Genomic DNA, 26,440 nt, shown 5'->3' with positions numbered 1-26,440 from the left:
ACGCCCCATGCAAACCAAAGAACATGGCGATGAAAGCAGCGGACTGGCAGCCATGCCGATCGAGGCCGACGCCCTGGCAAAGATGTTCTCGCATGTGAGCCAGGCCCTGGTGGAAGCAGCACTTGCCGGCGCGAGCGACGCCGGGCTCGTTATTCTCCTCGGCCGCACGCTGAATGCCGTCGGTCTCGCCGTTTCGACGATCGAGGTTGCCTGTGATGCCGTCGATCCGGAGAGAGCCCAGCATTTCATTCGCTGGCGGCGAGACGGCAAAGGCACCGAAGACAATATCCTCGCCGGCGAGATCTTCGTTGACATGCTGGAGGAGGATGCAACGGTTCTTCGTCTCGATGCCGGCCGCCTCGCATCCATTCCGCAGGACGGAGCAACGGACGCCATAGCCTTTGCCAACCATCTTGCCCCCGATGTCACGCTCGGTTTCTTCGACGACGTGATGAGCCTGCTCATTACCGAACGCCCCGGCGGATTTTCTGGGTTGGAGATAGAGCTGCTGCATCGCGTGATGCCGGTGTTCGCCCTTGCCCTCGGAGCCCGATTGAATGCAGCTGCCGCCCGCGTCCTGCTGCAGACCTATCTCGGCCGCAATGCCGCAACCGCCTTGCTCGATGGCCGTGTGGGCCTTGGCGAGGTTGAGCAAATTCGAGCGATCGTGATCTATTGCGACCTGTTCCAGTTCACCTCACTGACCGAGCGGCTGGATCCCCGGTCTCTCATCGATCATCTCAATCTGTTCTTCGAGACGATCACCCGGCCTGTGTCCCGCGCCGGCGGCCAGGTCTCCGGTCATGTCGGCGACGCCGTGGTCATGTTCTTCCCCGTTCCGCAGGCCGGAAGCGAAGGGCCGCTCTGTGCCGCCGCAGTGAAAGCCGCGCTGGAAGGGCTGCGGGCACTGGAGCTTATCAACACGATGCCGTCGCGAAAGATGGCACCGCCGTTGCGGGCGCGGATCGGTATCGACATCGGCGAAGTCGTTCACGGCAATATCGGTTCGCCTGGCAGGTTTTCGTTTACGATCATCGGCACGCCGGTAAACCGCTCGGCCAGATTACAGGCCCTCGCCAAGGAGCTAGACGCAATCATGCTGATGACATCTGATACCGCCAAGGCGGCCGGCGTCCAATGCAAGTCTTTCGGCAGCCACGCCCTGAAGGGCTTCGACCATCCGGTCGATATCGTCGGCTTCGGCATCTCGTGCGACCGTTGAAAATGCGAATGGCTGCGCCGAAGGGATTGCTCGGGAATGATCCAAGGCGCTATTTTTCCAGCATATTTTCAAGAACATAGGCGCATTTCGCACGCAACCTCCGTCAATGCGATTAGAAAATGCGATGAATTATTCGTATTTTCGTCGCCGGCAAAAGACCTTGGCCCTGAACGGAGAAAACATGACCACATTGACGAATACCCCACTCGCTCCATTGCTCGATCGCCTGTTTAAGGAAGCGGATGCAGCGTCGCCGGCAACAACACCATCGGTTGCCGCTTACTGGAGCGGCCTTTCCAGCGAGGAGCGCGCGCGTCTGGTGCGCAGCAAAACCGACTATCTCGATTTCTACGCCCGGCTGAAGGACATACCGCTCGCCATCTCGCGGGAGGCCGGAACCTTGCTCTATATGCTGGCGCGAAGCACCGGCGCCCGCATCATCGTCGAATTCGGAACCTCCTTCGGTATCTCCACCCTCCACCTTGCCGCCGCGCTGCGGGACAATGGCGGCGGGCACCTGATCACCACCGAATTCGAGCCCTCCAAGGTGGCGCGGGCACGGGAAAATCTAGAGGCAGCCGGCCTTATCGATCTCGTCGAGATCCGGGAAGGCGATGCCCTGCAGACGTTGAGTTCCGATCTGCCCGATACCATCGACCTGTTGCTTCTCGACGGCGCCAAGGCGCTCTATCCAGACATTCTGAAGCTGGTGGAGAGCCGTCTGAGGCCGGGTGCCCTCGTGGTTGCCGACAATGCGGACTTCTGTCCCGATTATCTGACCTGGGTGCGCTCGCCGGCGAGCGGATACATGTCCGTAGCTTTCGCGGAAGACATCGAATTGTCCATGCGGCTCGGCTGACGCCGTTCACAGCGCAAGCGCGCCCATGGCGCGCTTGCAACATCCGTCCCGCATTCGCTGCCGGATACGGGTGACGGCTTTCACACCGTGTATTTGCGTTTGCATCGCGGCCGTCATGTCGCCGTATAAACGACCTTGAACTGCGAACGCCTGTAGAAAACCAGCATTTCCCGCTCGAAACTTTCCACGGCAAGCACGACCCATGGCTCCAAGTGGCTGCTGCGAGCGCCCGCCTTTCTTCGGCTATCCATGTCGAGCATTCCACGCAATGCCCAATCTACCAACCCCATCCCATCACTCTCACCCTGCCGGGACCCCTGAACCATCAGACGCTCGACCTCCGTCGCATTCGGCGACATGGCCACCACTAAATAAGTAAACCCTGATCGATGGAAAGGTGAACAAACGTTGTATTAAGGTTTGTAACATGCGTTCGGTCAGTATCGTCTCATTCCGGCGACACTAACGCCCCCCATCCCTGCCGGACGGCAAAAGGGGCGATAAATAGCGGCCTACCCGAACATGAACCGCGTTACGAAGCGATCGATCGCCCGTGAATTCGCTTCCAGCCAACGCCAGATCAGCGCCATGCTTAACATGGTCAGAAGCCAGCCGAGCATCACATCCGACAGGAAATGGGCACCGAAAATGACGCGGTTGAACGCCACGAACAGTAGGCACGGCGTCAGAAGCAGCGCGGCAATCCATCTGCCTCCTGGAGGCACGAAAACCAGCAGTGAGAGCCCGGCGGCGGCGGCCGCAGCCTCGCCGGAAGGGAAAGAACAATTGCGCGAACAGGCGGCCGAGAACTGCCATACCGGGGTGAAATCCGCAGTGCCACCGAACTCGATGAGATCGCGGGGACGCACGCGTCCGATTGCGACTTTCAACGTCTGCACGATCAGGAGCGGCCCGGCGACGAAGCTCAGAAGCACGAACAAGGGCTTGTGCGGAGGGCAGAACCGAAGCCGCCTCGGCAGAAAGACATGGAGAACGACAATCACCGCCATGGTGCCGAGAAGGTAAGGCTGGCTCCGGCGACTGATGTCCCGTACCGCCTTCAGGAATGGGTCTTCCGCGAGCCAGAATAGCCGCTCATGGGTGAACAGGCGCGCGACGGCCAGATCGAGTTTGGGAAAGACCACGAAGACAAAACTGGTCCAGACGACCATCATGCCGATGACCGCAAACTCTCCATCCGTGGCTGCGCCGGTCTTCGATGTGCTCGGGCGCCCGGACGCAAAGTTCCAAGAATGCAACGCAAATTTCCACATGCCATATCTCCTGAGGCGGAACGGCGGCAACCTGAATCGCGATTGTCAAGAATTGACGGAGATCGCATCAACGCTGTGTTCAGAATCGATCGTCAGGCGGCCGGAAGACTGTTTGGAAATTGCGGAAGCGTGTTTTGTCCGCGATAGTGCGAATGAGGCGGCAAAGCCGCAAAAGAAACGAAATAAAATGGGGCGCTAAGGTGGACAACAGTCTCGTTCTCATCGTGGAGGATGAACCGGCTATTGCACAGATATTGGAAGGCTATCTGACGCGGGACGGCTTTCGCACGGTCCGCGCCGGCGACGGCGAAACCGCGCTCCAGCATCATGCGCTTCTGAAGCCCGACATCGTGCTCCTGGACGTACGCCTGCCGAAACTGGACGGCTTCGGGGTGCTTGGTCGCCTGCGACAGGCCGGCTCAACGCCCGTCATCATGGTGACAGCCGTTGCGGACGACATAGACCGCCTGAGCGGACTGCGCCTCGGCGCCGACGACTATGTCGTCAAACCCTTCAACCCCCAGGAAGTCGTTGCCCGCGTCAGGGCGGTTCTGCGGCGGACGCAAGGCGACCGGGCGGAAACCATCCGGCGCTTCGGCGTCATCGAGGTCGATTTCGGCAGCTATTCCGTCGTCGTCGTCAAGGACGGGCGCCGCATTCCATTGCTTCTGACGCTCAGCGAATTCCGGATTCTCGCCTATATGATCCGCCACCCCACGCAGGCTTTCTCACGCGCCGATATTCTCGATGCCTGTCTGCCCGAAAGCGAGGCCTTGACCCGCACTGTCGACACGCACATTTCCAACCTTCGGCGGAAGCTGGAGGACATGGGACAGAACGGCTTTTTTCCCGCGGTGCGCGGCATTGGCTATCGTTTTTCGGATCCAAGATGAAGATACTAAGGTTTCCTTGCATGCCGCTGGCCACGCTCACGGCCATCGTTACCGCCGTCATGTTGCTCCTCAGCGTCGGCCTGACATACCTGGAGGTCAACTGGTATACCTCCTATCTTGAAAAGACCATCACCGACGGTCTGCCGCCAAGGGCCGCAGCGGCCTACAAAATGCTGAGCGAAAACAAGGTTCCGGACGGGGATTCCCTCAGGCTCTTGTTCGAGCACCTCAATTTGCTGACCGAACCGACGGATTTCAAGGTGCAGCTTTCCGTGCTGATAGGTGGCCTGCTTTCCGCCTTGATCTGCGCCCTCATCGGTATCTATCTGGCCCGACGCCTCGCAAGCCCGCTTGAAGAGCTCACCGCGGCTGCGGAAGGCTTGAAATCGGGCGATTTCTCGGTTCGCGTTGCCGCCTCTTACCGCAGCACCCGTGAGGTTGCGAGCCTCGTTGAAACCTTCAATGCGCTGGCGACAAGCCTGGAGACGATGGAAGAGAGGCTGCGCTTCAACAACATGGCGATCGCGCATGAACTGCGAACCCCGCTGACAATCCTGCAAGGATCGCTGCAGAGCATGATCGACGGCATTTTCCCGATGGACCGCAAGATCATCTCCGACCTTCTCCTTCAGGTCGAGGGTCTGGGCAGGATTGTCGAAGACCTGCGCACCTTGTCCCTGGCCATCGGCCAGAAGCTCGTGGTCGAGCGTCGGCGCATCGATGCCTCGCAATTGGTCGAGACGGTTGTCGCCTCCGCAATGCCGATGCTGGACGCAAGCAAGCTGCGGATTGAAACAGATTTGCAGCCCGCCTGGATCTCGGCGGATTCTCCCCGTATACGACAGGCCATTCTGGCGCTTGTCGAAAATGCCTGCCGCTATGCCGCCGACGGCGGCTGGCTGCGATGCGAAACCGAGCGTTTGCCGGATGAAAGCGTCCTCATCCGCGTCCTCGATCGCGGCCCGGGATTTCCGCAGGATATGGACGCCGTCGCCGTCAACCCGTTCTGGCGGGGCGATCCTTCGCGTTCGCGTGCAAGCGGCGGCACGGGACTGGGGCTATCCGTCGTGCAGGCAATAGCAGTTGCCCATGGCGGACATCTGGAATTTTCAAACCGGCCGGAAGGCGGCGCCATGGTCGCAATCCATCTGACTGACGGCGTCGGGCAGGAAAGAGCGCACGAACCTTCGCAATAGAACACTTCCGGGAAAGTGCGGTTTCGTCCGGATTTACGCAAAAGCCAAGAGATGGAACGGTTGAATCTTCCGGCTGCGCGGCGGCACCGCCGCATGCCCCGATGATCAAAGGAAGAGCTCGCCGATGCCGTGGAACCACATTTTGCTCTGGCTGCGTCTATCGGCTCCGCAGATTTTCGAAAAGGGAACGCTGAAACCGTAGGTGCCCTCTGGTTGGGCGGACCGTTCGGCCCAGAAGGCATCGACATTCGACCGCATCATCGACTGCCGCATGCGACGGCGATACTGGATCGGATGCTTGACCTGCGAGACGGCGAGGAAGTGCTGTATGCCGCCCTCCGTCACCAGGCCTTGCAGGACGATCAGGATCGCCTCCTTCGGACGCAGGCCGGAAAGATCGCGGGTAACCTCGACGATCCGTTGCTTCGCATTGCGCGGTCCCTGCATGCTCCCGACGACGAAAGTATACCGATCCTGCGACCCCTGGCTGACAAAAGTGAATCTGACGGTACAGAGAACGGCCTTGTCCTCGATGCGCATGAGTTTGACCGCGAAGGCGCCTTCATGACGTCCGCCGCTGCGGTCGGCAAGTGCGATAAAACATGCATAGGTTTCGCTGCGGCCCTGGACGAAGCCCATTTCCAGCCACTCGCCGCACCAGAGGCGTGTCATGCTCTCCGCCGAAAGAATCCTTTCCGCGATCGAAAAATGATCGATGAGGAGCGAAAGCCGCCGGGAGCCCAGCATTCCATGGACCAGAAATTTCGACAGCGGCTTCTGCAGCAGCTCGTCATGCGGAGGCGGCAATCCCCGCTCAGCGGCGAAGGTCGCGGCAAAGCGCCACCAGCGAATGGTGAGGAGCGGATTGGCCGCGAAGCGGCCCCAGAAAAGAAGCGCCCGCTTCCAGCGCACCCGCAACCCGAAGGTCAATATCCTGCTCAGCACGACATATCGTGGTGAACGCGCTCCATCGGCGCCCTGCGGCACTGTTATGCGAGGAGAAATTCTGGAAATGACGCCGTCGGGCGTCACGGCGACCAATGTTTCGCGATTCATGCAAAAGTCCGACAGATTTGGTTTCGCCGAACCATCTGCGTCGGAATTGTCAAGGTAGCGTCAAGGCGGCGTCAGCCTTTCGCGGGGCAGGACGCGAGACGTCGGCAGCCTTATGAAGGCGGTGAGAAGGGCCGCGACAGGCGTCCGTCACGCCGACCACGCCGCGCGCTGCATAGCAATCAGAAAAGGGCGCCCACGAACAGATTCTCATCGCGGACCGGGGCCGGCCCGCTTTCGGCCACCGGGTTTACCACGCCGAAGATGCGCGCGTGGATCTCGCGCTCGGCGGCCATGGTATAGGTCCTGAAAATGCGCCCGGAAATGGCCGCCACAGGCGCTTCCAATCCGGCCGTACCGGCAAATGCACGGCGCGCCAGCCCCGCCTCGCCGGCGCAGGAAGCCAGGATTTCCCCGATTCCGGAGCGGAAATCCAGACTGGTGGCAATTTCGGCCACTTGCGACGTCATGGCCTCGCCGCATTGGCGCAGTTCCCGTACGTTCAGATCCATCGCCGCCCCGGCTTCGCCGATATGGACGAGAGCTGCATCGATGTGGCTGCCGAGACCGGAAGCATTTTCCGACTCGCCGGCCTGCCGCCAGTCCTTGAGGCCGGCGGCCTGCGTTTCAAGCTTGCCGAGACTGACCAGTATCTTCTCGGCATCCTCGTCGAGCAGCGATGCGAACGACCGCAATTCGCCGGCGACGACGTTGATTGCCCGCCCTTCCTCTCCAAGTTTGCCGCAGCGCAGATTGGTGTTGAGCGCCATATATTGAATATCGCGCCGTACCAGCTGAATGGTCTGAATGCTTGCCGTCAGCTCCTTGACCATTTCGGACGTCTTTTCGCTAAGCCGGTTTGCTCCGGCCGCGGCAACGTCAATGCGATCGACAACCGCCCGGGCTGCGGAAAGATCGCCGCGCAGCGGGCTCTTTCCATCCTGGCCGCTCTGCGACATCATCGTCCGGTAGAGGTCGAGCAGCGTGCCGATATCGCCGCTGAAGCTGCGGATACTGTCGACAATCTTGGTGGTCTCGCGGTCGAACCCCTTCGTCGTCTCGCCGAGCAGTTCAAAGATCAGCGTCATCGTCAATTGCGAGAGGCGCTGGCGGTCGGAGGCGGAGAGACCAGCCGGAGCTTCGGAAGCGAGATAGGCTTCGGTCATCATATGGGCAGCCTGGCAATGCTCGACCCTCTGCCGCGTAATATCGCCGATCTGCATGGCCGAAAGCGTGTGGGCAACCTTGCTCTGGATCTTGCGCGCCAGTCCGGCAACCGTATCCGCCAGCTCCGAAAGATTGCGGCGCTGAACCTGGATCTCCTCGGCATTCGACACGAGACGCTGTGCAATGGACGGTATGCCGTTCAGATCCTGGGCCAGCGAACCATCCTCACTGGCGGCGGCGGTTTCGATCTGCGCCTCCAGCGAGCGGATCTGCAGCGACAGCGCCTTGACTTCCTTGGTGGCGAATTCGATGCGCTCGACGATTTCGCTGGCGAAGCTCGAAAAATCCGGAATGCGCGCACCTGCTATTTTGGCGGTCGCGGCAAAGGTTCTCAGATAGCGCAGCGTTTCTTCCATCGAGAGCACGTGCTCTGCAAGCGATTGCCCGGTCTGGCTGATCGAGGCCACGCACGCATGTCGCCGCGCTTCGGCCGGTGGCAGCTTGTTCAGGAGATCCACCGTCTGGAGAAGGCGAGCCGTCGCTTCGGTCGCAGTCTCCTCCTTCAGGGAACTGCCGATGTGTTCCAGCAGGCTGACCAGCTTGGCGAGAGCTTCCGTGGCGGTGATGAGGACTGCGCCACCATCCAGGAAGCGTTGCTCGATCTGTAATCGGGCGCTTTCCAGCCGATCGACGAAGCTATCCGTCGAAGGGGTAAATTGTCGGCTTGTCGCTGCATACGCCATACTGTCTGGGACTCCGCCTAGGACCATCCCGGAAAACTAAGCCGAACAGAAAAATACGGAGTTAACGCCGAGGACGAAACAGCGGCACTTGCGCGACAGCGCCGCGGCCTGAGGGAGCCGGCTTCTTCTTGCTGCTCTCAAGCGAATGGTTCCCGAAAAGCACAAATGGCCCACCGCGCCGATCCATGACCGGCGCGGCAAGGCTGATGTCAACTGAGGAAAGCGCGGATCTCGGCCGCGATCTCGGCTGCATGCGTTTCGAGGGCGAAATGGCCGGTGTCGAGGAATTTGACGATCGCGTCAGGAATGTCCCGACGGTAGGCCTCGGCACCTGGCGGCAGGAAGAACGGATCGTGCTTGCCCCAGATAGCCAGCAAACGCGGCTTGTAGGTACGGAAATAGTCCTGAAAGGTCGGATAGAGCGCAACGTTGCTCTTGTAATCCCCGAAGAGATCGAGCTGCACTTTCTCCGCGCCCGGGCGTGCCAGATAGAAACTGTCAAGCGAATAGCCATCCGGAGAAACCCTGGCAGCATCCGGAACCCCGTGGGTGTACTGCCACATCGTCGCTTCCGGCTCCAGGAAAGCCTTCAGCGCATTGCGGTTTTCCTCCGAAGCCTCGCGCCAATAGGCCTCGATCGGGTTCCAGCCATCGCTGAGGCCTTCCTCATAGGCGTTGCCGTTCTGGGAGATGATCGCCGTGATCCGTTCCGGATGCTTCACCGCCAGCCGGAATCCGGTCGGCGCACCATAGTCGAAGACATAGACGGCATAGCGATCGAAACCGACGATTTCGGTGAAGCGATCGATCGTCTCGGCGATGCTGTCGAAGCTGTTGCTGCCTTTCGGCGCGTCGGATTGTCCGAAGCCTGGAAGGTCCGGCGCAATGATATGGTAGCGATCGGCCAAAAGCGGGATGAGGTCGCGATACATATGGCTGGAGCTCGGGAAGCCATGCAGCAGCAGGAGCTTGGGCGCGCCGGACGAACCTGCCTCGCGATAGAAGACCTTGACACCTTCGACGTTGACGGTGCGATAATGGATGTTAGTCATGACAAAGTCCTTTCATAACCTTCCTATTCGAATTTTTGGAGTTACCAATCCAGAATTCAGATGGTGATGGCAACCTTCCGAATGCGAACGATGGCGATAGCCGAAGACTCCGCCGACTAAGACGGCGATCGCCTTTCCCGGCCATATTCATCCGCTTGAGCATTATAGACAAGAGCAATATCTGCCCCTTCCGAGGACATCGGCTTCTCCTTATGTGGAAATAGTAACCTCTCAAATGAAGATAATAGGGTTACGCTTGATATGCGTAACTTGTCAAGAGGCTTTTGACAGGTTATATAGACACGATGTTTTCGAGCGGCCGCTCAGTATCCCTGCCGGCCGGAAAAAGGAGTAGCCGATGGGCAACCACTCGCCCGCCATCTTCGTTGGCGACACGCTGGGACTGGATTTCCTCAATTCGGTCGCAACGCCTGTGGATGTGCCGATCGACTGGATCGATGACGGAGAGGGCCTGCTGCGCTGGCTGGAACAGGCCGACCTCGTCTCGCGAGAGACGCTCGCTGCCATGCGCGAACAGGCCTTACCCGGCGAACTCGACAAGGTCGCCGATCAGGCAAGAAGTCTGCGTGAATGGTTCAGGGCCTTCGTGCTAGCCCGCAAGGGAAAGCCGCTGACATCGGATGTCTTGAACGAACTGGAGCCGCTGAACCGTCTGCTGGAACGCGACGAAGGCTACGCCCGGATCGTCGCAAATCCGGCGGACGAAAATGGCGAATTCAGTTTTCTGCCGATGCGGAAATGGCGCTCGCCCGAAGCGCTGCTATTGCCGATTGGCGAAGCGCTGGGGCGCTTTGTCTGCACGGAGGATTTCTCCGACGTGAAGGCCTGCGAGGGCCACGCATGCACCTTGCTTTTCGTCGACCATACGCGCGGCCACCGCAGACGCTGGTGCAGCATGGCGATGTGCGGCAATCGCGCCAAGCAGGCAGCCCATCGGCACCGGCTCAAACAGAGCTGATGCCCGCCGCGCGAAAAAATTGAAGGCTTTGTGCGACGATGAGCCGGAGCTGAATATAACTCGCTCCGGCTCAGCCACCGCTGAATCGCGCCGACAGCTATCTGTCGGCTCAGACCGGATCTTCCCTGTGCAGATCATGGATGGCGACGGCATCGTCGCTGAAGGGCGGCAGCAGCCATTCACTATGGCGTAGCGTGCGCTTGGTATCCTCCAGCCCCATGTCCCAATGCTCGCGCATCGAGGTGCCGGAGAACTCGTAATCCTTGGCATGGCCCTCGTAGTTCTTGTGCTGATAGATCAGATGCACGATGTTGACGACGCCGGCATCGGAATAATCGGCGATCAATTCTTCCTCTTCCGGGCTCAACTGATCCCTCGGAACACGTTTCAACGCACCCAGGAGCTTCATCTTCAGCCCGTGAATGCGCTTGAAATTGTCGGTGTTCTGCCGCGTGCGGCTGGAATACATGATGTCCTTGTGACGCGACAGCACGTCCGGCATGCTGCGCGGCAGCACGCCGCGGGCGCTGAACAGATCCACCTGGAACACGAGCGAGCTGCGATCTTCTTCCTGATCGAGCAGATATTGCAGCGGCGTGTTGGAGACGATGCCGCCGTCCCAATAATATTCGCCTTCGATGCGGACGGACGGCAAGGCCGGCGGCAGGGCGCCGCTTGCCATGATATGCTCGGGACCGATGCGGACTTTGTCGGTGTCGAAATAGACGAAATTGCCGGTGCGGACATTCACCGCGCCGACGCTGAAGCGCTTCTTGCCATCGTTCAGCAGGTCGAAATCGATCAGCATTTCGAGCGTCTTCTTCAGCTCCGCCGAGTCGTAGAAGCTGGTGGCACCTTCGGCTCCCGGCAATTCAAGCCAGGGATTGGGAAAGCGCGGCTTGAAAAAGCCGGGCTGGCCCATGGTCATCGTCATCCACGAGCTGGTGCGGTTGCGGATATCGCGGAAGAAATCGCCTTCCGGCGTATAGGCCCAGATCTTGCGGCCGGAGATGATCTGCCAGAACTGTTCGAGGCGCTGCAGGCGCCGGCTCGGTTCGTTGCCGGCGATGATTGCAGCATTGACCGCGCCGATCGAGACACCCGAAAGCCAGGTAGGCTCGCATCCCGCCTCGGCAAGCGCCTGATAGACACCGGCCTGATAGGCACCGAGCGCGCCGCCGCCTTGGAAGACCAGGGCAACACGGTCATATTGCGCGGCTATTTCCGGGATGGTCGGCGCTGCCGCCTTGGTATTTCGTTCGAGCACGGTCCGTCTCCACTATGGTCTTAACAACAAAGCTTTCAGTTATCTGCGCTCGGCGAGATAGTCGTGAACGACTTCGCCAAGCCCAAGCGTCAGATCGGCGGTGAAATGAACGGCCGAGACCACTTCGAGAACCGGCAGCCGCGCGACATCGGCCATGACATGCGGCCTGAGATCGAGGGCGGCGGGGGAAGTCCAGGCTTCCTTGATGGTGATATCGGTGAGGTAATAGCGTACGAGCTCGCAGATGCGCGGGGTGGCGTCGACATGCGGCACGATCTTGATCAGGAAGTTGGGCTCCGACAGAGCGGCCAGAAGCGGTCCCTGATCCACCGGCTTGTGCTTGTAGCCCATCGTTCCCGTGGCGCAGAGGACGCTGCCGTAATGCAGGGTTCCGACGATGACCTCGCCTTCGTTGACGATTTTCGGATTGGCCAGCTTCTTGGGAAAGCCCCAGATCTCGCGGCCGCCGGTGATCGGCGCATCGTCATCCAGATACATGGAATGGACATAGCCGCCCTTTTGTCCGCGATAGGTAACCGGAATGACCTGCCCGGTCTCGGTATAGTCGCCGAAGCCGGTGGAATCGGGCATGCGGATGAATTCGTATTTCACCAGCGGCTCGTAGATCTCGAGCGGCGCGGGCACGACCGCCTCCAAGGCTTCGCGCGTGGTGCGGTAGGTGATGATGATGTATTCGCGGTCGAAGAACCGGTAGGGTCCAGGTGGATAGGAAGGATTGGTCAGCGGCATCGCATAGGCATGCTTCAGAATGTCTTCGACCTTCATCTTATTGTCCGTCGTTGGAGGAAATCGCCGGGCGCCGGAGCGAAAACTTGCACGGTTGCATGACAGTGAAGTGTCAGCCGCAGAATGGTTGCGCAGGAGCGGACCTGCCACTGTTATCAAAGCGACATATCCGGCTGGCAGTGTGCGCTCATCTTGAGCATTTCCCTTTACCCAACCATGTCATAGCGATTGCGGGAGTAGCATAATGGGTTCGTTGACTTCGAAGAATGCGCTGGTCACCGGTTCGACCAGCGGTATCGGCCTTGCGATCGCGCGCGCCTTTGCCGCGGAAGGCGCGAATGTGACGATCAACGGCCTTGGCGATGCCGATGCGATCGAAAAGGAACGGGCTGCCATCGAAGCCGATTTCGGCGTGAAGTGCCGCTACTCCGGCGCCAACATGATGAATGGCGAGGAAGTGACATCAATGGTACGCGAAGCCGAAGAAGCTTTCGGCAGCCTGGATGTTCTCGTCAACAATGCCGGTATCCAGTTCGTGGCCCCGATCGAGGAATTCCCGGACGATAAGTGGGAAGCCATCATCCGCATCAATCTCCTTGCCGCCTTCTACGCCATCAAGGCCGCCATTCCCGGCATGAAAGCCCGCAAATGGGGTCGCATCATCAATACGTCTTCGGCGCACGCGCTGGTCGCCTCTCCGTTCAAATCGGCCTACGTCTCGGCAAAGCACGGCATTACCGGCCTCACCAAGACCATCGCGCTCGAAGCCGCGCGGGACGGCGTTACCGTCAATTCCATCGCGCCCGGCTATGTCTGGACGCCACTCGTCGAGAAGCAGATCCCCGAGACGATGAAGGCACGCAACATGACGGAAGAGCAGGTCAAGCACGATGTGCTGCTGGCCGCCCAGCCGACGAAGGAATTCGTCACCGTTGACGAAGTTGCTGCCATTGCGGTCTTCATGTGCAGCGAGGCCGCAAAGCAGATTACCGGTACGACGCTTTCCGTCGACGGCGGCTGGACTGCCGAATAATACCCCAGATCGTAGCCGGCGCATGTTCGAAGAACGGATCGGCTTGCTGCAGTCGAAGGCTGCAGCAGTTACATGAAAACAGAGCAGGAGGCGCATAATGACCGATGAAACACACGATCCGCTCAGCCGCATCAAGGATGAGATCGTCGATAGCTTTGACGAGGAGCTGGAGATGCAGCTCGAAGAGGACCGGCTGGACGAGTTGGTCGCAGAGGGCCTTATCGGCGAAGGCGAAGAGGCGCTCGATCGCCGCATCTATTTCCGCGAACTCTTCCGCCTTCAGCACGAGCTCGTGCGCCTGCAGGACTGGGTGCAGTACAAGAAGTTCAAGGTCGTCGTACTGTTCGAGGGCCGCGATTCCGCCGGCAAGGGCGGCGCCATCAAGCGTGTCACTCAGCGCCTCAATCCGCGCGTCTGCCGCGTCGTCGCATTGCCGGCTCCGACCGAGCGTGAGCGGCATCAGTGGTATTTCCAGCGCTATACCGCGCATCTGCCGACAGCCGGCGAAATGGTGTTGTTCGATCGCAGCTGGTACAATCGGGCCGGCGTCGAGCGCGTCATGGGCTTCTGCTCGCCCGATGAGCTGGAAGAATTCTTCCGTTCCGTACCGGATTTCGAGCGCATGCTGGTTCGCTCCGGCATCATTCTCCTGAAATACTGGTTCTCGATCACCGACGAAGAACAGGAATTCCGCTTCAACATGCGCATTCAGGATCCGCTGAAGCAGTGGAAGCTTTCGCCGATGGACCTGCAAAGCCGCGTACACTGGGAAGAATACACCAAGGCGAAGGAAGAGATGCTCGAGCGCACGCATATTCCCGAGGCGCCATGGTGGGTCGTCCATGCCGTCGACAAGAAGAGGGCGCGCCTCAACTGTATCGCGCATCTCCTGAACCAGATTCCCTACGAAAACGTACCAAAGCCGGAAATCGTCCTGCCGGAGCGCCTGCGTCATGTCGATTATCATCGCACACCGGTTCCGCCGGAAATGTACGTGCCCGAAGTCTACTGACTAGAGCAATTCCAGGAAAAGTGCTGAGCGGTTTTCCGTCCGGAATTGCTAGATAACAAAGAGTTAGAGCGGTTTAGGGGTTCTGTGAAAAACTAAAGCGCTCTAACTCCGCCACCGGCGAGCAAGGCCGGCTCAAGGTCAGACTGGGCGGTAGGCCCATCCGGATATGGCGCCCAAGCCCAGCCGCCGCAGGAGCTCATAGGCAACTCTTCGGTTGATGGGATTGTGCAGCCTGAGGACTTTCGAGCCGAGAAAATCCATCTCGGCATGCTCGAAAGGCATGAGATGTCGTGCCCTGCCAAGTGCGGCTCGATAGATTTCATGAAAATCCCGCCGGCAGACATAGGTCTTGTACTTGGTCATGCAAAAGGCGGCAAAGGTATCGCTGTTCCTGCGCAAAAAATCCGAGACGCCGATCGTCACCTCCGGCCAGGCTGGATTGAATGTATCGTCGAAAGCGATGATGCCATGATCGGCCAGCACGCTCTTCGCCAGCCGGCTGTCGGCAACGATGTGGCGAAGCAGATGTCCTCCATCGACGCTGAAAAAACGAACCTGCCCAACTTTGTCGATGATTTCCTGCGGATCGAGCCTGGTGCTATCGCCGGTTATGACGAGGTCTTCATCGACGGGAATGCCCAGTGATCTTCCGTTGTCGAGGAAGCGTTGATATTGCGCACCATCCGCTTCTACGTCGAAAAGGTCGATCGCAAGCACATTGTCATCGGGGGCGCTGATTTTGCGCAGCAAGAAATAGGACCGCCCATAATAGACCCCGATTTCGGCGAGGCCGCCGTGTAGTTTTTCCTGCCTTTGCTTTTCGATCAGCGACAGGAAGACAAGCGCATCCGGCGGGTCGATATAACCATCGATTTTCTGAAGATCGCGAAACACAAATTTTCGAACGCCCGATTTCAAATGTAAACCTCACTGGTTTTCTTCGTGCATCTCGCCGCCGAGCGCCCTCATCAAGGGGGACCAGTCGGTCGAAAAATGCACCGTTTCTGCAAGGACCGCGCACAGCGAAGCCGCAAGCTCCCGAAAACTGGGGTGGGACTGTGTCAAGACGAGCGCCGCAAACTAATATGACGACCTTTCTGTCGTATTTCGGATAGTGATGCGCGGGTTGGATAGTTCCAGCCTATATCGGCCCCCAATATCGAAACCGCGTCGCAGACAATGGCGAATAGCGAGCCGGCACATTAAGTGATGTATAATGTGAGTCTAAAATTCACATCATCGGCCGAGGAGACCGTTATGACTGCGCCGCATCCCTCGAAAACGCATATCGGCAACCACGCGCTGCATCCCGAAACCCAGATGCTGAATTATGGCTACGACCCGGAGCTGTCCGAGGGCGCGGTCAAGCCACCTGTTTTCCTGACCTCCACCTTCGTCTTCAAATCGGCCGAGGACGGGCGCGATTTCTTCAACTACATATCCGGCCGCACCGAACCGCCGGCAGGCACCGGCGTCGGGCTTGTCTATTCGCGCTTCAACCACCCCAACAGCGAAATCGTCGAGGATCGGCTTGCCGTCTATGAGCGAACGGAAAGCGGCGCGCTATTTTCCTCCGGCATGTCGGCGATCGCCACCACGCTGCTGGCCTTCGTCCGCCCCGGCGATGCGATCCTACATTCCCAGCCGCTCTATGGCGGAACGGAAACGCTTATCGCCAAGACATTCCTCAATCTCGGCGTTTCGGCAGTGGGGTTCGCAGACGGCGTCAGCGAAACTTCAGTGACGGCGCGCGCGGAGGAAGCAATGGCCAAGGGCCGAGTGTCTGTCATTCTGGTGGAGACACCCGCCAATCCGACCAATAGCCTGGTCGATATCGCCATGATCCGCCGCGTGGCCTACACGATCGGCAAGAAACAGGGCCATACGCCGATCATCGCCTGCGACAATACCTTGCTAGGCCCGGTCTTCCAGCGGCCGATCGAGCATGGCGCCGATATTTCCCTTTATTCCCTGACCAAATATGTCGGCGGTCATTCCGACCTGATCGCCGGCGCCGCCCTTGGGTCGAAAGCCGTCATCAAGCAGGTCAAGGCGCTGCGCGGCGCAATCGGCACCCAGCTCGATCCGCATTCCTGCTGGATGCTCGGCCGCTCGCTGGAAACGCTGCAAATCCGCATGGAACGGGCCGACAGCAACGCCCGGGCCGTGGCCGATTTCCTGCGGGATCATCCGAAGATCGAGCAGATACATTACCTGCCCTATACCGATCCGTCCTCGGCCACGGGCCGCACCTTTGCCACCCAGTGCAGCGGTGCAGGCTCGACCTTTTCCTTCGATATCAAGGGCGGCCAGCCGGCATCGTTTAAATTCCTGAATGCGCTGCAGATCTTCAAGCTCGCGGTCAGCCTTGGCGGCACGGAATCGCTTGCCTCCCATCCGGCGACAACAACGCATTCCGGCGTTCCGGTGGATGTGCGCCACCGCATCGGCGTGCTGGAATCGACGATCCGGTTGTCGATCGGGATCGAGCATCCAGACGATCTGATCGCCGATCTGGCGTCCGCGCTCGAAGTCGCATGATGGAGATCCTTCGATTTACGACGCGGATGAACGCTGCAACGGTCAGCTATGCCCGGTCAGAAGGTTCGCATCCCGTGCGAGGCGCCACTCGCCATCGGCCTCCTTGCGCAGAAGCGTGAGTGTGTAGCCCGACTGATTGATGGCATCGCCGCCTGGCGGTGTCGTCGTGATGTCGATGTGGTTGCGAATGAAGGCCCAGTCGCCGAGCACCCGCAATTCGACGATCTCGCTGGCGCCCTCCATCTTTACGCCGTCCTTGCCCTTGGAGGCTGCCGAGAAGGCTTGCTTGCCAAACGGCTCTCGGCCCGGCACCATGAAGACGACATCGTCCGTCATCAGCCCTAAAACGGTTGCCGTATCGCCCGCCTTGCTCGCGGCAATCCAGGTTTCCACGACTTTCCGGATTGCCTTTTCATCCTCCGTCATTCCGAAATCTCCTCCATAGGCAGCGCCGCATTGCAGCGGCGGCTGCGTTTCAATTCATGAGGCGAGAACCATTGGACGGAGAAAGTCGGCATTGCCTATGCTCAATCATCCGGCCAGGTTTCAATATCCGGATTAACGATATAGTGCGCTCCGTCACGCCGAACATAGCAGATAGCGAGCCTTCTTCGCCCCAGACGAACCGATCTATTCCGGCTCATCCTTGGGCTTGGCGGCGCGCAGGGCATCGCTAAGCTCCATTCTGGCCGTTCCGATCAGCTGCTCCATGGCAAAACGGGCGGCATCGGGACGGCGCATGCGGATCGCATCCAGAACATCCTGATGCCGGGCGATCGCATATTCGTGCGATTGGCTCGCCCTATTGGTCAGGCGGAAACTTGCAAGCAGGGCTGCCCGGATGGCGGTGGCGAATTGGCGGAAGACCCAATTGCCGCTGGCATTGATGATGGCGGTGTGAAACTCCAGGTCCGCCTGACTCCATGCCTCGTTGTCACGAGCATTGGCGGCGACCATATCCTCGAAAGCCTCGGCGATCTGCGCGAGCTGCTTTGCCGTGGCATTGGCGGCAGCCTGCGCGGCGGCGGCAGGCTCCAGCACCTGCCGCGCATCGAGCAGGGAATCGTAGAAGCTGCGGTCATTGCTGAGCGCCAGGGTGGCGTCGAGAACCAGCGGATCCAGATAGTTCCAGTTCTCGCGCGAAAGGACTGTCGTGCCGGCTCGCGTGCGCGAGCGGACCATTCCGAGCGCCGACAAATATTGCATGGCCTCGCGCAGGCTGGTGCGGCTGACGCCATAGGCCTCGGAAAGCTCGGCTTCGTTCGGCAGGATCGAGCTTTCCGCGAGAACGCCCGACACGATCTGCTCGATGAGTTTCTTCAACAGTTCCTCGCGAACGGTGCGCCTTCCCTGTTCAGGCGCAGCCCCACCCCGTGTCCGTAAAGACCCCAAACGCGTACTCATCACTTGCACTCCCTTCCGCTGGCCCGGTGGCAATCATGAGCGGCGCCACGCCCTGGCATCAATGCGCAACTGCGAGCTCGGCAATCTTCTCCCAAGGAATTTGATCGTCACAAGCGGGCGCGATGCCCTGCCGCCGATGAGCGCAGATTGTCAAGCAGAACGGCGATCAGCAGAATGCAGCCGCGCACGAGATATTGATAGAAGGCCTGGATATTCAGCAGATTCATCACGTTCTCGGCGATGCCCATGATGAGGACGCCGACGATCACGCCCGTCATCGCCGCGCGGCCACCTGCCAGCGACACGCCGCCGAGCACGCAGGCGGAGATGACGGATAGTTCGAGCCCGGTTGCCGCATTCGGCTGGCCCGACGTGATACGGGAGGCGAGCAGAATGCCGGCGATGGCGCAGACGAGACCCTGCAAGGCGAAGATCCAGATCCGCATGTTGACGACATTGACGCCGGCAAGTCTCGACGCCTCGGGATTGCCGCCGATCGCAAGGGTATTCTTGCCAAAAACGGTGCGATTGAGCATGAAGCCGAAGATGAGGAACAACAGCACCATGATCCAGATCGGCGTCGGCACGGTCAGGAAGCGCGACAGCGCCAGCTGATAGAAGGCGGGATCGTTGATGCCGACGGCGCGGCCGTCAGAAGCGATCAATGCGAGACCACGAACGATCTGCATCGTGGCGAGCGTCGTGATCAGGGCATTGATGCGGAACCTGGCGATGACGACGCCATTGACGACACCGACGAGGCCGCCGCTGATCAGCGCCGCCAGCAGGCCAAGCGGGATCGAGCCGGTCGAGTTCGACACCATGACGGCGATCATGCCCGAGAAGGCGACGGTCGAGCCGACCGACAGGTCGAAGTCGCGCGAGGCAAGGCAGAACATCATAGTGCAGGCGACGATACCGATCGTCACCACCGACTGCAGCAGACCGAGCATATTGCGCTCCGTCAGAAAGCTCGGAACGAAGAGCGACACGATCACGAAGGCGATCGCGAAGATCACCACCAGGCCCTGTTCGCCGAGAAGAAGTTTTTTCAACGAGTTCATCGTTACCATTCCTGAATTAGATTGTGCCGGCGGCATTCTTGTCGGGCAGAGCCGCGGTCAGAATGGCGCGTTCGTCGAAATCGGCGCGGGCGACGTTGGCGGCGACGCGGCCCTGGCACATGACCATGATGCGATCGGAAATACCCATGACCTCGGGAAGCTCGCTGGAGATGACTATGATCGCCATGCCGTCGGCGGCCAGCTCATAGAGGATTTCATAGATTTCCGACTTGGCGCCGACATCGATGCCGCGCGTCGGCTCGTCGATGACGAGCACCTTGACCCCTTGTTCGGAAAGCCAGCGGCCAAGGATGACCTTCTGCTGATTGCCGCCCGACAGATTGACGATATCCTGCCGGCGCGAGGGCGTGCGCACCCGGAGCTTGGCGATGAACCGATCGGCGACCGCGGCTTCCTTCTTCGGATTGAGGATGCCGAACGGCGAGAAATGCCGCCTCGAGGAGATGGCGATGTTCTCCTCGATCGACCGTCCCTGAATGATGCCGTCGAACTTGCGGTCCTCGGGGCAGAGAACCATGCCGGCACTGATCGCAGCCTTCGGATTGTTCGGCGCGACGGCAACTCCGTCTATCGAAACGCTGCCCTGGTGACGGTGATCGGCGCCATAGAGAAGGCGGGCCATCTCGCTTCTGCCGGCGCCGATAAGGCCGAAGAAGCCCAGGATTTCTCCTTTGCGGACCGAGAAGCTGACAGGATTGCGCAGCTTCGAACCGGACAATTGCTTGGCCTCCAGGCGCACCTCGCCGAGCGGCCGTTCGCGCCAGTTCCAGATATTGCTGATCTCGCGGCCGACCATTTGCGCGATGATCTGATCCCGCGTCGTATCGGCGATGCTGGGATGATGCGCCGCGAGCTTACCGTCTCGCAGCACGGTGAGGCTGTCGCAGAGCCGGAAGATTTCATCCAGGCGATGCGAGACATAAAGAATGACGGTGCCGTTAGCTCTTAGACGGTCGATCAGCGAAAACAGGATTTCGCTTTCGCGTGACGATAGCGACGAGGTCGGCTCGTCGAGCGCGATCACCCGCGCCTCGACCATGACGGCCTTGGCAATCTCCACCATCTGGCGGGCGCCGATCGACAGCGAGGAAATTTTGGCTGCGGGATCGACGTCGATGCCGATTTCCTTGAGCTTGGCGCGGACGGTCTCGACCAGCGTCTTGCCGTCGATCACACCGGCCTTGCCGGGAAAACGACCGAGCCAGAGGTTCTCGGCGACGGTCAGCTCCGGTACCAGCTGCAGCTCCTGGTGGATGACGACGACGCCGGCATGAAAGGCATCGCGGACGGAGCTGTAATGCTGCTCCACCCCATCGATGACGATACTGCCCGCATGTGCCGCCTGATCGCCGGAAAGGACCCGGATCAGCGTCGATTTGCCGGCGCCGTTTTCGCCCATCAGCCCATGCACCGCGCCCCTTTTCACATCGAAAGAGACGTCGGACAGCGCCTGAACGCCCGGATAGCCCTTGGAAATGCCCTTGAATTCAAGGAAAGCCATACTTGCTCCATCGAGAGAAGGTCCGGCGGCGGCAATGGGCCGCCGGACGGAAATCACCCTTGAGGGATGATCATTCGATGCCGAGATCCTTGCGAACCTTTTCGTAGTCACCGCGCAGCGCCAGGGAACCGGAGGTCAGCGTCAGCTTCGGCGGCTCCTTGCCGTTGGCAATCCAGTCATACATATCGAGCGCGGTCTCGTAGCCGTGGCGCTTCGGCGAGATGATGACCGTGCCGAAGAAGCCTGTCGCGGCGGGCTTCTTGAACTCGTTGATCGCCGAATCCGCACCACCGATCCCGACGCCGATCATGTTGGTGGCCGGTATGCCCACCGATTCCGAGGCGCGGACGGCGCCGAGCACGGCTTCGTCGTTAAGGCCGAAGGCGACCCAGTACTTAATATTGGCATGCTTGTTGAGAACCGTGGTCGCGGCGTTGAGTGCTGCTTCCGTGTCGGTCTTTGCCTGCGGCGCGTCATAGATATTCGCGGCCGGGAAGCCCGCGGCCTTCATGATAGAGATCGCGCCTTCGACGCGGTCGACGGCCGTCGGCAGCTGATCGTAGGAGACGCGGATCGCGCCGACATTCTTCATGTCCCAGCCGCGCTTCTTGACTTCATCGATTATCGCCTGCCCCACGGTCTCGCCGATCTTGGTGGCGGAGATGCCCATATGCGGTACATCCTCGAGCGGCTTGCCTTCGGCATTGACGAGGCGGTCGTCGACGGTCATCAGCTTCAGCTGGTTGGCGGCGGCCTTGGCGACGATGCCGGGGCCGAGCTTGACGTCGGGCGTGCAGACGATGAAGCCCTGCGCGCCCTGCGCCCCGAGATTGTCGATCGCCGACTGAACCTTCTCGCCATCCTCGGCGCCGATCTTGACGAGCGTGAAGCCCTTCTCCTTGGCGGCCTGATCGGCAAATTTCCACTCATCCTGGAACCAGGGCTCCTCCGGCTGCTTGACGATGAACCCGATCTTGACGTCTTTAGCAAGCGCCGAGCCGGCGGCCAGAACGGCAAACGCGCCCGCAAGGATGGCTGCTTTGAAAAAGCGCATGGTCTCTCTCCCTAAAATCTCGCTCTGCCACTTGTCGGCAGCAAAGTGTGAATAGGAAAAAACATCATACCGGTCAATATTTATGTATGATTATTTATTCTGTCTTGCTGACATGGGCTGAGCCTTATCCAGGAAAACGGCACGTTTCCGATGAAAACAAGATGGTTACACATGAGAAACCGGCAACATGGAAAAAATAAATCCTATATATCTGTTGACATTAAAAGGCGCGAATATAGGGTGCCCGACCATTCGGGATCGGCCTGATGGCGAGGGGATGGCAGCCGTTCAATGAGCATCATCGATTTGCAGGACGGCTTGTTTTCGGTTCGCGCATCGACTTTGGGCGGCATATTGCTCGACTATACCTGGGCCGCGGATGGCGACGAAATTGCGCTTCTCAGACCGGCGCCGGATAATGCCAGTGCACCCTCTTCCGCCTGCTATCCGCTGGCCCCCTTCGGCAACCGCATCCGGAACAACCGTTTCACATTCGAAGGACGCGACTACCAGCTTCGGCCGAACACGGCGTCGGACCCTCATTATCTGCACGGTGACGGCTGGCAGGGGGAATGGTCCATTCTCTCTCGCAGCGGCAACGAATTGAAGATCGGCTTTCGCCATCGAGGGGAAAATACGCCCTATAGTTACGATGCGAAGCAGACCATTGCGCTGTCGTCCGAAGGGCTGACGCTGCAGATGAGCGTGGAGAACACCGGCACGGTCGCGCTGCCATTCGGGCTTGGCTGGCATCCCTATTTCCCGATGACGCCGCAAACGACGCTTTTCGCGCCGGCGCAGCGATTTTGGACGGAGACCGAGGGCTTTTTGCCGGGAGAACGTACCGCTATTCCGGCGGATCTCGACTTTTCCCGGCCGTCGCCGCTTCCTCGCCGCTGGGTCAACAACGGCTTCGAGGGATGGAGTGGCGAAGCGCGGATTGACTGGCCAGAAAAGGGCGTAAGCCTGCGTCTGACTGCCGACGCATCGATCAGGCACGCCTTCATCTTCGTCCCCGACACAATTTTCAACCCGGCCTTTCGCCACGACTATTTCTGCTTCGAGCCGATGTCCCACCTTGCAAACGGTCATAACCTTCCGGATCTGGGAGATCTGAAAATCCTGCAGCCTGGAGAAAGCCTTTCGGGGTCGGTCCATCTGCAGCCACAAAAATATCCGGAATAGCCGACGACCGCTCATCGCTCAAATTTCCGGACCACGCCAAAAGAGGAACACCGAATGCCAAATCGCCTTTCCGGAAAAAGGGTCTTCATTACCGGAGCCGCACAGGGGATCGGTCTGGCAATCGCCGAAGCTTTTGTAGCCGAAGGCGCGCATATCTTTCTCATTGACCGCGATGAAGCCCTTCTCGAACAGGCCGCTGCCAAGCTGAAGGAACAAGGAGGCATCGTCGGCTATCAGGCGGCCGACATTACCGATGCCGCCGCCATGGGTGCGGCCGTCGCCAAGGCAGCGGCGGAGATCGGCAGCATCAATGCGCTGGTCAACAATGCCGGCGTCAACGTCTTTGCCGAACCGCTGCAGCTGACGGACGAGGATTGGGAGCGCTGCTTCGACATTAACCTCAAGGGCGCCTGGAATTGCTGCCGCTCCGTTCTGCCAGGGATGATCGCCTCGGGCGGTGGCGTCATCCTCAATATCGCCTCGACCCATGCCTTCACCATCATTCCGCACACCTTCCCCTACCCGCTCGCCAAGCATGCGCTCCTCGGCATGACCAAGTCACTGGGGATCGAATACGCGTCGAAGAATGTACGCGTGAATGCCCTGGCGCCCGGCTACGTTGCGACACAAAAAGTCATCGATTATTGGAACGGCTTTCCCGATCCGGAGGCGGCAAAGGCGGAGACGCTGAGGCTGCATCCAGGCGGGCGTATCGCCGCGCCGCGGGAAATAGCGCTGGCCGCCGTCTTCATGATCTCGGATGAATGCCCCTTCATGAATGCCACATGCCTGACCGTGGACGGCGGCCTGAGCGTGCTGCAGCATCAATGATGTTGGCCCCGCGTTGCCGACGCCGACCCGGCCCAATACGGCAAACACGCAATATGCTATCGCGACGTGAGCTGGGCGATCGACAGCATAAGATCCGCGCTCATGCCAACTCCGGAGCCACGGTTTAGGATGGCGGATGCAGGCGAGGCGGTATTTGCGCCGTTTGCCGCGTCATATACGGCGGCGAAGCGCTTCAGCAGGTTGCTCACCTTGCCGGCATCATGCAAATCCTTGACCGGAAAAAGCTTCTCCAGCATCTTCGCCTGGCGGCTCACATCCATGTTCGACATCGACGCCGGTAGCGAGTAGGTCGTCTTGATCACATTGTAGAGCGCCGGATCGGACATGATGTCGTAGACGGAATTGATTTGCGGCGCCTTTCGCTGAAAATAAAGCGCAAGGCGGACACCATCGTTGGAGGCACCCTGCTGGGTTTCCAGGGTCTGATGGAGAAAGAGATCGTCCGTGGCGAGGCGCGCGCCCTTGTTTTGCCCTGGTTCGATCTTGGCGGTCGTCAGGTTGCCCTTGGCGTCGAAATTGAAGACGTTCACCATGGCCTTGAACTTCTGGCCTGCCGGCGTGTTCAGGAATCCCTTGGCATCTTCGGGATCGGCGGTGAGGGCCTTCTTCAAGGTCGCCTTGTCGACCGTCTTGGGGTCGATATTATTGGCGACGAGAATGAATTCCGTCACCTTCTTATCCGCCAGGAGCTCATCGACGGTGTCGACCTTGGCAATCGACTTGCTGAATTCAGTCGCCGCGTCCTTCGCATCCTTGATCGCCTTGTCCCGCATCTCACCCGTCAGCCCGAACGTCTTCGCTTTCGAATAGGCGGAAATGAAGCTGTTGATCGAGCCCTTCGACAAGGCCGTGACCGGATCCCGGAGATTACCCTTACTGTCGAAGTTGAATGCCTTGGCAAGCTCGACATACCTCTCGTCCTTCAGGGAGCTGACATAGCTCTTGCTGTCATAAGGATTGCTTTCCAGGATCTTGCGCAATTGGTCCCGCGAGACCTCATTCTTGCCGATCCCGAAGGCACGGAGCGCCATGTCCTCGATCGTCGGCAGATCCTTGCTCTTCGTGTCATTGGCGGCGAAGAAATCCTCGATCGTCTTGATTTTGCCGACCGCCGACTTGTAGTGGTCCTCCGCATCCTTGAACAAGGCCTGCTTGGCACCCTTGGCCTGCGTCAAATATTTGATGGAGATATCGTCTATGGCTTGCGCCGATTGCGCTGATTGCCCCGCCGGCAGCGTTCCGTCGGACGCGAAATTGAAATGAGCGACCATATCCTTCATGCCGGAGACATCGGCATAGGTGGGGTTGGCGAAAGCGAGATTGAATTGGGCCGGCGTGAGTTTGGCGCTGAGACCGAAAGCCTCCTTGATATAGGAGAAAAGCCTGTTGTCGCCGGTGATGTCACTCAGCGACGTCACCTTCGTGATTGCCTGGCGATAATAGTCGTCGTTGCTGACGGCCATGGTCGGGGTCAGCAGGCTCGGGACAGTATTGTTATAGCGAGAGATCATCGCTTCCTTCTGCTGCGTCGTTTGCGCCGACGCGGCGGAAAGCGTTCCATCATCATTGAAATTGAACTGCGATGCGATCAGCTTATAGGTTGCCTGAGCCGATGCCGAAGAGAAGTTGCCTGCCTGATTGACGAAGCTGTTCGGATCGCTGACATCACTGGTCAGAACCGACGTGAGAAACGACTTCGATATATTGTCCGGATTGATGCCATGCGCCCGCAGGATGTAGTCTCTCATCCTGCTGCTGTTGACGATATCGTCGACATTCGACACCTTGTCGATCCAGCTGTCGTAGAATTTGCTCTCCTTCGCTGCCAAAGTTGTTTCATTGGCGAAGGATTGCTCATAGAGCCCGATCGTATCGCTCTTCTGGGCATCGGTCTGAGCTGCCTGATTCTTTGACTTGCCACCGAAGTTGAAAGCCGCGGCAAATTGCCGGTAGCGGCTATCGGTCAATTTGTTTGCGAAACTATTCGGATCGCTGAGGTCGCTTGTCAAAACCTTCTTCATGAAGGCCTTGGCATAGGTCATGTCTTCTAGGCCATAGGCCTTCATTGCATAGCTGTAGAGCTTATGGTCGCTGACGAACTCATCGACATTCTTGATCTTGCCGATGTGCGCATCATAATATTGCTGGTCGCTTTTGACCGTTGTCTGCTTGGCGATGCGCGCAAGCGTCGACGCCATATCCTTTGTCGCGGTCACATAGCCGAGATACGTTGAAATCATCGATCGCCCCCACAGCGCAATTCACCAGCATTCGCCCCAAAGCCGACTATCGCAACCAGACCTTGCGCGAGGCTAGATCGC

The 26,440-nt window shown here is 59.3% G+C and carries 24 protein-coding genes; 10 read left to right on the top strand and 14 right to left on the bottom strand.

Annotation, left to right across the window (positions count from 1 at the left end; translation table 11 throughout):
- The first annotated feature begins 7 nt into the window (after window positions 1-7).
- Window positions 8-1,222 carry an adenylate/guanylate cyclase domain-containing protein gene (locus HGP16_RS07290; protein WP_168839345.1) on the top strand — a complete coding sequence of 405 codons (1,215 nt, stop codon included), beginning with the start codon at window positions 8-10 and terminating at the stop codon, window positions 1,220-1,222.
- 181 nt (window positions 1,223-1,403) lie between these two features.
- On the top strand, window positions 1,404-2,081 hold the full coding sequence (locus HGP16_RS07285; RefSeq protein ID WP_168839344.1) for an O-methyltransferase: 678 nt from the start codon (window positions 1,404-1,406) through the stop codon (window positions 2,079-2,081).
- A gap of 113 nt (window positions 2,082-2,194) precedes the next feature.
- Here the strand turns inward: HGP16_RS07285 and HGP16_RS07280 are convergent, their stop codons facing one another.
- Window positions 2,195-2,332, bottom strand: coding sequence for a hypothetical protein (locus HGP16_RS07280; RefSeq protein WP_168839343.1), 138 nt, complete (start codon window positions 2,330-2,332; stop codon window positions 2,195-2,197).
- Window positions 2,333-2,593: 261 nt separating this feature from the next.
- Window positions 2,594-3,355 carry a phosphatase PAP2 family protein gene (locus HGP16_RS07275; RefSeq protein WP_168839342.1) on the bottom strand — a complete coding sequence of 254 codons (762 nt, stop codon included), beginning with the start codon at window positions 3,353-3,355 and terminating at the stop codon, window positions 2,594-2,596.
- Window positions 3,356-3,555: 200 nt separating this feature from the next.
- On the opposite strand from HGP16_RS07275, the gene HGP16_RS07270 reads away from it, so the two are divergent.
- Both HGP16_RS07270 and HGP16_RS07265 read left to right on the top strand, forming a co-directional pair.
- Window positions 3,556-4,248: a response regulator gene (locus tag HGP16_RS07270; RefSeq protein WP_168839341.1), complete on the top strand. Its 693-nt coding sequence runs from the start codon at window positions 3,556-3,558 to the stop codon at window positions 4,246-4,248.
- A gap of 20 nt (window positions 4,249-4,268) precedes the next feature.
- The gene (locus HGP16_RS07265) at window positions 4,269-5,444 is read left to right on the top strand and encodes an ATP-binding protein (protein WP_246703291.1); all 1,176 of its coding nucleotides are present in this window, start codon (window positions 4,269-4,271) and stop codon (window positions 5,442-5,444) included.
- Between the two features lie 105 nt (window positions 5,445-5,549).
- Here the strand turns inward: HGP16_RS07265 and HGP16_RS07260 are convergent, their stop codons facing one another.
- From HGP16_RS07260 to HGP16_RS07250, 3 genes are all read right to left on the bottom strand, one after another.
- Window positions 5,550-6,500, bottom strand: a complete 951-nt coding sequence (locus HGP16_RS07260) for a DUF535 family protein (RefSeq protein ID WP_168839339.1) — start codon at window positions 6,498-6,500, stop codon at window positions 5,550-5,552.
- Window positions 6,501-6,679: 179 nt separating this feature from the next.
- Window positions 6,680-8,407, bottom strand: a complete 1,728-nt coding sequence (locus HGP16_RS07255) for a hypothetical protein (RefSeq protein WP_168839338.1) — start codon at window positions 8,405-8,407, stop codon at window positions 6,680-6,682.
- Between the two features lie 209 nt (window positions 8,408-8,616).
- Entirely contained in the window at window positions 8,617-9,459 is an 843-nt protein-coding gene (locus tag HGP16_RS07250) for an alpha/beta fold hydrolase (protein WP_168839337.1), read from the bottom strand.
- Window positions 9,460-9,817: 358 nt separating this feature from the next.
- Between HGP16_RS07250 and HGP16_RS07245 the strand changes: the two genes are divergently transcribed.
- Window positions 9,818-10,438 carry an ABATE domain-containing protein gene (locus HGP16_RS07245; RefSeq protein WP_168839336.1) on the top strand — a complete coding sequence of 207 codons (621 nt, stop codon included), beginning with the start codon at window positions 9,818-9,820 and terminating at the stop codon, window positions 10,436-10,438.
- A 109-nt stretch (window positions 10,439-10,547) separates the two neighbouring features.
- Here HGP16_RS07245 and HGP16_RS07240 read toward each other — a convergent pair whose 3' ends face one another.
- The gene (locus HGP16_RS07240) at window positions 10,548-11,705 is read right to left on the bottom strand and encodes a patatin-like phospholipase family protein (protein WP_168839335.1); all 1,158 of its coding nucleotides are present in this window, start codon (window positions 11,703-11,705) and stop codon (window positions 10,548-10,550) included.
- Window positions 11,706-11,744: 39 nt separating this feature from the next.
- Complete coding sequence (locus HGP16_RS07235) at window positions 11,745-12,491, bottom strand: acetoacetate decarboxylase (protein WP_168839334.1); 747 nt, start codon at window positions 12,489-12,491, stop codon at window positions 11,745-11,747.
- A gap of 205 nt (window positions 12,492-12,696) precedes the next feature.
- Between HGP16_RS07235 and HGP16_RS07230 the strand changes: the two genes are divergently transcribed.
- Window positions 12,697-13,485 carry a 3-hydroxybutyrate dehydrogenase gene (locus HGP16_RS07230; protein ID WP_168839333.1) on the top strand — a complete coding sequence of 263 codons (789 nt, stop codon included), beginning with the start codon at window positions 12,697-12,699 and terminating at the stop codon, window positions 13,483-13,485.
- Window positions 13,486-13,582: 97 nt separating this feature from the next.
- The gene (ppk2, locus tag HGP16_RS07225) at window positions 13,583-14,497 is read left to right on the top strand and encodes a polyphosphate kinase 2 (RefSeq protein ID WP_168839332.1); all 915 of its coding nucleotides are present in this window, start codon (window positions 13,583-13,585) and stop codon (window positions 14,495-14,497) included.
- 138 nt (window positions 14,498-14,635) lie between these two features.
- Here ppk2 and HGP16_RS07220 read toward each other — a convergent pair whose 3' ends face one another.
- Window positions 14,636-15,415: a class I SAM-dependent methyltransferase gene (locus HGP16_RS07220; protein WP_168839331.1), complete on the bottom strand. Its 780-nt coding sequence runs from the start codon at window positions 15,413-15,415 to the stop codon at window positions 14,636-14,638.
- Between the two features lie 339 nt (window positions 15,416-15,754).
- On the opposite strand from HGP16_RS07220, the gene HGP16_RS07215 reads away from it, so the two are divergent.
- On the top strand, window positions 15,755-17,038 hold the full coding sequence (locus HGP16_RS07215) for a cystathionine gamma-synthase family protein (protein WP_168839330.1): 1,284 nt from the start codon (window positions 15,755-15,757) through the stop codon (window positions 17,036-17,038).
- A 42-nt stretch (window positions 17,039-17,080) separates the two neighbouring features.
- Here the strand turns inward: HGP16_RS07215 and HGP16_RS07210 are convergent, their stop codons facing one another.
- From HGP16_RS07210 to HGP16_RS07190, 5 genes are all read right to left on the bottom strand, one after another.
- The gene (locus HGP16_RS07210) at window positions 17,081-17,464 is read right to left on the bottom strand and encodes an SgcJ/EcaC family oxidoreductase (protein WP_168839329.1); all 384 of its coding nucleotides are present in this window, start codon (window positions 17,462-17,464) and stop codon (window positions 17,081-17,083) included.
- Window positions 17,465-17,668: 204 nt separating this feature from the next.
- Entirely contained in the window at window positions 17,669-18,442 is a 774-nt protein-coding gene (locus HGP16_RS07205; protein WP_168839328.1) for a FadR/GntR family transcriptional regulator, read from the bottom strand.
- A 107-nt stretch (window positions 18,443-18,549) separates the two neighbouring features.
- The gene (araH, locus tag HGP16_RS07200) at window positions 18,550-19,506 is read right to left on the bottom strand and encodes an L-arabinose ABC transporter permease AraH (RefSeq protein WP_168839327.1); all 957 of its coding nucleotides are present in this window, start codon (window positions 19,504-19,506) and stop codon (window positions 18,550-18,552) included.
- A 16-nt stretch (window positions 19,507-19,522) separates the two neighbouring features.
- Window positions 19,523-21,028, bottom strand: coding sequence for an L-arabinose ABC transporter ATP-binding protein AraG (gene araG, locus HGP16_RS07195; protein ID WP_168839326.1), 1,506 nt, complete (start codon window positions 21,026-21,028; stop codon window positions 19,523-19,525).
- 70 nt (window positions 21,029-21,098) lie between these two features.
- Window positions 21,099-22,082 carry an arabinose ABC transporter substrate-binding protein gene (locus tag HGP16_RS07190; RefSeq protein ID WP_168839325.1) on the bottom strand — a complete coding sequence of 328 codons (984 nt, stop codon included), beginning with the start codon at window positions 22,080-22,082 and terminating at the stop codon, window positions 21,099-21,101.
- Window positions 22,083-22,373: 291 nt separating this feature from the next.
- Here HGP16_RS07190 and HGP16_RS07185 point away from each other — a divergent pair, with 291 nt between their 5' ends.
- Window positions 22,374-23,267: an aldose 1-epimerase gene (locus tag HGP16_RS07185; RefSeq protein WP_168839324.1), complete on the top strand. Its 894-nt coding sequence runs from the start codon at window positions 22,374-22,376 to the stop codon at window positions 23,265-23,267.
- Between the two features lie 54 nt (window positions 23,268-23,321).
- The gene (locus HGP16_RS07180; RefSeq protein WP_168839323.1) at window positions 23,322-24,098 is read left to right on the top strand and encodes an SDR family oxidoreductase; all 777 of its coding nucleotides are present in this window, start codon (window positions 23,322-23,324) and stop codon (window positions 24,096-24,098) included.
- 56 nt (window positions 24,099-24,154) lie between these two features.
- Here the strand turns inward: HGP16_RS07180 and HGP16_RS07175 are convergent, their stop codons facing one another.
- Window positions 24,155-26,359 carry a DUF1217 domain-containing protein gene (locus HGP16_RS07175; protein WP_168839322.1) on the bottom strand — a complete coding sequence of 735 codons (2,205 nt, stop codon included), beginning with the start codon at window positions 26,357-26,359 and terminating at the stop codon, window positions 24,155-24,157.
- Window positions 26,360-26,440 lie beyond the last annotated feature (81 nt).

This window comes from Rhizobium sp. P40RR-XXII, assembly GCF_012641405.1.
In the GTDB taxonomy this organism is placed as follows: domain Bacteria; phylum Pseudomonadota; class Alphaproteobacteria; order Rhizobiales; family Rhizobiaceae; genus Rhizobium.
This window is presented reverse-complemented; position numbering and strand designations above follow the sequence as displayed.

Excerpts from the sequence above, each read along its gene's own strand:
- HGP16_RS07290 (WP_168839345.1), top strand. The coding sequence starts at position 8 with ATGCAAACCAAAGAACATGGCGATGAAAGCAGCGGACTGGCAGCCATG.
- HGP16_RS07255 (WP_168839338.1), bottom strand. The coding sequence starts at position 8,407 with ATGGCGTATGCAGCGACAAGCCGACAATTTACCCCTTCGACGGATAGC.
- HGP16_RS07265 (WP_246703291.1), top strand. The coding sequence starts at position 4,269 with ATGCCGCTGGCCACGCTCACGGCCATCGTTACCGCCGTCATGTTGCTC.
- HGP16_RS07190 (WP_168839325.1), bottom strand. The coding sequence starts at position 22,082 with ATGCGCTTTTTCAAAGCAGCCATCCTTGCGGGCGCGTTTGCCGTTCTG.
- HGP16_RS07180 (WP_168839323.1), top strand. The coding sequence starts at position 23,322 with ATGCCAAATCGCCTTTCCGGAAAAAGGGTCTTCATTACCGGAGCCGCA.
- araG (WP_168839326.1), bottom strand. The coding sequence starts at position 21,028 with ATGGCTTTCCTTGAATTCAAGGGCATTTCCAAGGGCTATCCGGGCGTT.
- HGP16_RS07275 (WP_168839342.1), bottom strand. The coding sequence starts at position 3,355 with ATGTGGAAATTTGCGTTGCATTCTTGGAACTTTGCGTCCGGGCGCCCG.
- HGP16_RS07175 (WP_168839322.1), bottom strand. The coding sequence starts at position 26,359 with ATGATTTCAACGTATCTCGGCTATGTGACCGCGACAAAGGATATGGCG.
- araH (WP_168839327.1), bottom strand. The coding sequence starts at position 19,506 with ATGAACTCGTTGAAAAAACTTCTTCTCGGCGAACAGGGCCTGGTGGTG.
- HGP16_RS07210 (WP_168839329.1), bottom strand. The coding sequence starts at position 17,464 with ATGACGGAGGATGAAAAGGCAATCCGGAAAGTCGTGGAAACCTGGATT.
- ppk2 (WP_168839332.1), top strand. The coding sequence starts at position 13,583 with ATGACCGATGAAACACACGATCCGCTCAGCCGCATCAAGGATGAGATC.
- HGP16_RS07280 (WP_168839343.1), bottom strand. The coding sequence starts at position 2,332 with ATGGATAGCCGAAGAAAGGCGGGCGCTCGCAGCAGCCACTTGGAGCCA.
- HGP16_RS07260 (WP_168839339.1), bottom strand. The coding sequence starts at position 6,500 with ATGAATCGCGAAACATTGGTCGCCGTGACGCCCGACGGCGTCATTTCC.
- HGP16_RS07235 (WP_168839334.1), bottom strand. The coding sequence starts at position 12,491 with ATGAAGGTCGAAGACATTCTGAAGCATGCCTATGCGATGCCGCTGACC.
- HGP16_RS07245 (WP_168839336.1), top strand. The coding sequence starts at position 9,818 with ATGGGCAACCACTCGCCCGCCATCTTCGTTGGCGACACGCTGGGACTG.
- HGP16_RS07285 (WP_168839344.1), top strand. The coding sequence starts at position 1,404 with ATGACCACATTGACGAATACCCCACTCGCTCCATTGCTCGATCGCCTG.
- HGP16_RS07230 (WP_168839333.1), top strand. The coding sequence starts at position 12,697 with ATGGGTTCGTTGACTTCGAAGAATGCGCTGGTCACCGGTTCGACCAGC.
- HGP16_RS07205 (WP_168839328.1), bottom strand. The coding sequence starts at position 18,442 with ATGAGTACGCGTTTGGGGTCTTTACGGACACGGGGTGGGGCTGCGCCT.
- HGP16_RS07250 (WP_168839337.1), bottom strand. The coding sequence starts at position 9,459 with ATGACTAACATCCATTATCGCACCGTCAACGTCGAAGGTGTCAAGGTC.
- HGP16_RS07215 (WP_168839330.1), top strand. The coding sequence starts at position 15,755 with ATGACTGCGCCGCATCCCTCGAAAACGCATATCGGCAACCACGCGCTG.
- HGP16_RS07185 (WP_168839324.1), top strand. The coding sequence starts at position 22,374 with ATGAGCATCATCGATTTGCAGGACGGCTTGTTTTCGGTTCGCGCATCG.